This is a genomic window from Streptomyces bluensis, assembly GCF_014650715.1.
Classification (GTDB): Bacteria; Actinomycetota; Actinomycetes; order Streptomycetales; family Streptomycetaceae; genus Streptomyces; species Streptomyces bluensis.
In genome coordinates this window covers 1-4154 of the sequence record NZ_BMVM01000042.1, presented here as the reverse complement: position 1 = coordinate 4154, position 4154 = coordinate 1, and the positions used below count along the sequence as shown (strand labels likewise).

General features: G+C 74.4%; 1 protein-coding gene. It reads left to right on the top strand.

From position 1 onward, the window contains the following. A partial coding sequence (locus IE262_RS38975; protein WP_189880374.1) for a type I polyketide synthase occupies positions 1 to 4154 on the top strand: 4154 nt, incomplete at both ends.

The window sequence follows — 4154 nt, the reverse complement described above, 5'->3', positions numbered from 1 at the left end:
GTGGCGCTGGCTGCGGTGAACGGGCCGCGTTCGGTGGTGCTTTCCGGTAGCGAGGATGGTGTCGGGCAGGTGGTGGCGGCGCTGGGGGAGCGGCGGCACACGCGTCTGTCGGTGAGCCATGCCTTCCACTCACCGTTGATGGACCCGATGCTCGACGACTTCCGCACCGCCCTCAGCGGGCTCACCGCCCACGAGGCGCACGTCGATGTCGTCTCCACCGTCACCGGAGCGCCGGTCCGTCCGGCCGATCTCGCCTCGCCCGACCACTGGGTGCGGCATGCCCGTGAGACGGTGCGGTTCGCCGACGGCGTCCGTGCGCTCGCGGACGCGGGGGTGCGGCACTTCCTGGAGATCGGCCCGGACGCTGTCCTCACGCCCCTGGTCGAGAGCGCCGTACCGCTGCTGCGCCGGGACCGCGACGAGGAGACGGCCGCCGTGACGGCCCTCGCCCGGCTCCACGCCCGTGGCGTCCCCGTGGACTGGCCGGCGCTCTTCGCCGACACCGGCGCCCGCAGCGTCGACCTGCCCACCTACCCCTTCCAGCACGAGCGTTACTGGCCCGAGCCCGCCGACGCCATGGTGGTGTCCGGTGACGGCGAGAGCGGGGACGCCGAGTTCTGGGCCGCCGTGGAGCGCGAGGACCTGGCGGCGCTCGCCGCCCGGCTGGACATCGGCACCGACGCGCTCGGCGGCGTGGTCCCCGCGCTGTCCGCCTGGCGCAGCAGACGCCGCGCCCGGTCGCTGGCCGACGCGCTGCGCTTCCGCGAGACCTGGCAGCCGCTGCCCACGGCACCCGCCGCCGGACCGTCGGGCACCTGGCTGGTCGTGCTGCCCGCCGACGGGCCCGACACCGACAGCGCCTGGCTCGACGCCGTGACCGGTGCGCTCGGCCCCGACACCGTGTCCGTGCGGCTCGGCAAGCGACCCGCGCGGGCTGAACTCGCCGCGGAACTGTCCCGGCTCACCGCCGACGGCACCCGCTTCACCGGCGTGCTCTCCCTGCTCGCCGGTACCGACGCCACCCGCTGGACCAGCGTCCCGGTCGGCCTCGTCGACACCGCCGTACTGCTCCAGGCCATGGACGACGCCGGGATCCGTACCCGGATCTGGGCCGCCACCCGCGGCGCGGTCGCCGCCTCGCCGGACGACACCGTGCGGCCGCTGCAAGCCGCGCTGTGGGGTCTGGGGCGGGTCGCCGCTCTGGAGTACCCCGACCGGTGGGGCGGGTTGATCGACCTGCCCGGGGAACCGGACGACGCCGCACTGCGCCGGTTCACCACTCACCTCACTGGCGGAGGCGAGGAGGACGAGGTCGCCGTGCGCGGCGCCGGTGTCCTCGGACGCCGTCTCGTTCCGGCGCCCGGTGCCGACGAGGCCCCGGTGTGGGAGCCGTCGGGCACCGTGCTGATCACGGGCGGTACGGGTGCGCTGGGCGGTCATGTGGCCCGCTGGGCGGCGGAGCACGGTGCGGAGCATCTGCTGCTGCTCAGCCGCCGTGGCCGACAGGCACCCGGAGCCGAGGAGCTGGAGGCCGAACTGACGGCGCTCGGCGCGCGGGTGACCATCGCCGCGTGTGACACGGCGATCCGTGCCGAGCTCTCGGCCGCGCTGGAGGCGATCCCGGCCGACGTGCCGCTCACGGCCGTCGTCCACGCCGCCGGTGTCCTCGACGACGCCGTGCTCAACGGCCTCACCCCGCAGCGCTTCGGCGCCGTGTTCCGCGCCAAGGTCAGCCCCGCGCTGCTGCTGGACGAACTCACCCGCGAGCACGATCTGTCGGCGTTCGTGCTGTTCTCGTCGGTGGCCGGCGCGGTCGGCAACCCGGGGCAGGGCAACTACGCGGCGGCCAACACGGTGCTGGACGCGCTCGCCCAGCGCCGCCGGGCCGAGGGCCTGCCCGCCACGTCCGTCGCCTGGGGCGCCTGGGACGGCTCAGGCATGGCCGCGGCGCTCACCGACGCGCTGCGCGAAACCGGCACCACCACCCTCGAACCCCGGCTCGCCCTCGGCGTGCTCGCCGAACTCGCCGTCGACGCCGCCCCCGTGACCGTCGTCGCCGACCTCCAGCAGCAGGACACCCTGCGGATGCTGTTCAGCATCCGCCCGTGCGCCGCCCTCAGCGCCCTCCCCACGGCCGAGGAGGCCCGCGGCGCGGCCCGCAGGCTCCGCGACGACACGCGCTCCGCCGCCTCCGTGCTGCGCCGCAAGGTGTACGCCGCCCCCGAGGACGAGCGCGTCCCGCTCCTGCTCGACCTGGTGCGCACCCACGCCGCCGGTGTCCTCGGTCACGCCGGACCGGAGGCGGTGGACGCCGAACGCGCCTTCCACGACATCGGCTTCGACTCGCTGACGTCGATGGAACTGCGCAACCAGCTCGCCCGCGCCACGGGCCTCGCCCTGCCCGCCAGCCTGCTCTTCGACCTCACCCGGCCCCGCGCCCTCGCCGAGCATCTCGTCGCCCAACTCCTTGGCAGCCAGGACGAGTCGGACGGCCCACTGCTCGCCGCCGAGCCCGCCGACACCACCGAGGACCCGGTCGTCGTGGTCGGCATGGCCTGCCGTTTCCCCGGCGGGGTGCGGACGCCGGAGCAGCTGTGGGAGCTGGTCGCCTCCGGCACCGACGCCATCACCGCGTTCCCCACCGACCGCGGCTGGGAGATCCAGGGCCAGGGCGGCTTCCTGCACGACGCCGCCGACTTCGACCCCGAGTTCTTCGGCATCAGCCCGCGCGAGGCGGTCGCCATGGACCCGCAGCAGCGGCTGCTGCTGGAGACCGGCTGGGAGGCGTTCGAGCGGTCCGGCATCGACCCGCACACCCTGCGCGGCAGCCGCACCGGAGTCTTCGTCGGCAGCAACGGCGTCGACTACCACCACCTCATCGCCCGCGCCAAGGACATGGAGGGCCGCGGCGTCATGCTGTCGGCCAGCGTCATCTCCGGCCGGCTCTCCTATGTCTTCGGCCTGGAGGGCCCGGCGGTCACCGTGGACACGGCGTGCTCGTCGTCGCTGGTGTCGCTGCATCTGGCGGCGCAGGCGCTGCGCAGCGGCGAGTGCTCCCTCGCTCTGGCCGGCGGCGTCACCGTGATGACCACCTCCGCCGCCTTCATGGGCTTCCGCCACCACGGCGGCCTCGCCGAGGACGGCCGCTGCAAGGCCTTCGGCGACGACGCCGACGGCACCGGCTGGTCCGAGGGCGTCGGCATGGTCGTACTCGAACGGCTGTCGGACGCCGTGCGCCATGGGCATCCCGTCCTCGCCACCGTGCGCGGTTCGGCGGTCAATCAGGACGGTGCGTCGAACGGTCTGACGGCGCCGAACGGTCCGTCGCAGCAGCGGGTGATCCGGCAGGCTCTGGCGTCGGCGGGGCTGACGCCGGCCGAGGTGGACGCGGTGGAGGCGCATGGTACGGGCACCCGGCTGGGCGACCCGATCGAGGCGCAGGCGCTGCTGGCGACGTACGGTCAGGATCGTGAACGGCCGCTGCTGCTGGGCTCGGTGAAGTCCAACATCGGGCACACCCAGGCCGCGGCCGGTGCGGCCGGACTCATCAAGGCCGTCATGGCCCTACGACACGCCGTCGTCCCGCGCACCCTGCACGCCGACGTGCCGTCGTCCCACGTCGACTGGTCCGCGGGGGCCGTCGAGATCGCCACGGCCACCACCGACTGGCCCGACACCGGCCACCCGCGCCGCATGGGCGTGTCGTCCTTCGGCATCAGCGGCACCAACGCCCACGTCCTGCTGGAACAGGCCCCGCGGATCGAGGCCGAGGAGCAGGAGACGGTCACCGTCACCCCGCGCGTGGTGCCGTGGCCCGTCACCGCCACCGGTGAGGCGGCGCTGGACGCCCAGCTCGACCGGATCCGCGCCCACGCGGAGGACCACGTGCCCGTGGACGTCGGCCACTCCCTGGCCGTCGGCCGCACCGCCTTCCCTCACCGGGCCGTGCTGCTCGCCGCCCCCGACGGAGTCACCGAGGTCGCGCGAGCGGTCGCCGAGCCCGGTCCGCTGGCGGTGTTGTTTTCCGGTCAGGGTGCTCAGCGGTTGGGTATGGGGCGGGAGTTGTACGGGCGTTTTCCGGTGTTCGCGCGGGCTCTTGATGAGGTGCTGGCGCTGTTGCCTTCTGGTGTGCGGGAGGCGATGTGGGGTGAGGG